The sequence below is a fragment of the Sphingomonas paucimobilis NBRC 13935 genome (genome assembly GCF_000739895.2).
Lineage (GTDB): Bacteria > Pseudomonadota > Alphaproteobacteria > Sphingomonadales > Sphingomonadaceae > Sphingomonas > Sphingomonas paucimobilis.
The window spans coordinates 1-2,000 of record NZ_BBJS01000008.1 but is presented as its reverse complement, the minus strand read 5'-3'; the positions used below and the strand labels follow the sequence as shown (position 1 = coordinate 2,000).

The 2,000-nt window shown below is 64.8% G+C and carries 1 protein-coding gene; it reads right to left on the bottom strand.

What is annotated here, in order from left to right; translation table 11 throughout:
* Positions 1–12: 12 nt before the first annotated feature.
* Positions 13–1,866, bottom strand: a complete 1,854-nt coding sequence (locus SP6_RS02350) for a glycoside hydrolase family 35 protein (RefSeq protein ID WP_197913057.1) — start codon at positions 1,864–1,866, stop codon at positions 13–15.
* Positions 1,867–2,000: the final 134 nt, after the last annotated feature.

Genomic DNA, 2,000 nt, shown 5'->3' with positions numbered 1-2,000 from the left:
AAGCAACAATATTTACTGCGCCTCGCGCTTGTTGGTGATGTTGCCCCAGATCGGCGCAGTGACAGTCGAGACGCGAACCTTATCGTCACCTGTCAGGTCGAAGAAGCGGATCTTGTTCACCCCCGCCTGCATCCACGGCGCGGGCGTATAGAGCGTATGCACCGGTCCAATCGACCAGAAGCGGCCCAGATTATGCTCGCCCAGCCACAGCTGCCCCTTATGCGCCCCGCGCATGTCGAGATAGGTGTCGCCCGGCCGGTCCACCGTCATCTCGACCTCGTAGAAGCACGGCCCCGAGCACGGCTCGGCAGTCATCGGCAGCTTGGCGACGTCGTCTATCGGCAGACGGTACATCCGCCAGTCGCGCAGCACGCGGCCGTCCAGCGTCACCGCGCCGGTCAGCCCGGTCTGCTCGGTGCGGATGGCGTGCGAATAGTTCACGCGCCCGGTATTCTCGACCAGGATGTCGATCGTCGCGGGCTTGTCCTGCGGCGTGATGTCGACGCGCTCCTGGCCAAGCCGCCGGTCGACCGTGCCGATCAGCTTCTGGTCGAGATAGACCTGCGCATAGCTGTGCATGTTCTTCAGGACGAGCGCCCCGCCCTTCCCCGCCGGCAGCGTCACCCGGTAGAGGACATAGCCGTAATTCTGGTCGAGTTCCTCAAAGGTCTTGGGCAGGTCCGCCCGCACCGGCTCGGGCAGGTTGCGCCAGAGCGAGGCGCTGCGCCGCACGGGCGAGACGGGGAAGCTCACCGCCTTGGTCGCGGCGGGCGTCGGCGCGGCGGGCTTGCCCGTCACCTCGGCGATCACTGAGGCGAGCAGGCCGTATTTGTAGCGCGGATTGCCCGCCTCATCGAGCGGCGCGTTATAGTCATAGCTGGTCGTGTCGGGGTGATAGTCGGTGCCGGTGTGCGAATCCGCGCCGTTCATCCAGCCAAAGGTGGTGCCGCCATGGAACATGTAGAGCGACACCGAATAGCCGCGCTTGAGCATGAAGCCCAGTTCCTCGGCCTCCTTCTTGCCATCGGTCTCGTGATGATCCTCGCCCCATTTGTCGAACCAGCCCGCCCAATATTCGCCGACCATGCGCAGACCGTCGGGGCGGAACGCCTCCAGCTTGGCGACCGCGTTCTGCGCGCCGCCCGAGCCGAAATTGACGACCGACGGCACCTCGGGCAGCGAGCCCTTGGCCAGATCGCCCGCCTGGTTGGAGGTGAACAGCACGCCATCGGCGAGGCCGGCGCGCTGGTAGCTGGCCTTCAGCCCCTCCAGATACGCCTTGTCGCTGCCGAAGGCGCCATATTCATTCTCCAGCTGGATCGCGACGATCGGCCCGCCATTGCGCAGCAGCAGCGGCTTCACCTCCTGCCCCAGCCGCGCCAGCCAGCGATCAACGGCGGCGGTATATTTGGGATCGGTCGAGCGCAGCAGCAGGTTGCGGTCCTTCAGCAGCCAGGACGGATAGCCTCCCAGTTCCCATTCCGCGCAGACATAAGGGCCGGGGCGAAGGATGACGTCCAGCCCCTCGGCCTGCGCATCGCGGATGAAGGCGGCGATGTCGTTCTGCCCGGTGAAATCATAGGTGCCGGGGCGCGGCTCATGCGCATTCCAGAAGGAATAGGTGGTGATGGTATTCAGCCCCATCGCCTTGGCCTTGCGCAGCCGGTCGCGCCAATAGGCGCGCGGGATGCGAGTATAGTGCATCTCGGCGGAGATGACCTGATAGGGCTTGCCGTCCTTCAGAAAGCCGTTGCCCTGAACGGTGAAGCTGTGCGCGGGCGTCGTTCCTTGCGCCGAGGCAATCGTCGGCACCAATGCCGATGCCGCCACCATCATTCCCAAAGCCGATCGCATTGCCCGCTTCACGCGCCTCTCCTGCCTATTGCCCCCGCCGCCCCCTAGTCCTGGGTCGCGCGATGATTTCATGGGTTCGGCGGCAAGGTGACAGGCGGAAGCGCGCGCGTCAATTTGTCAGACCTAAAAAGTCGACGAGCATATCC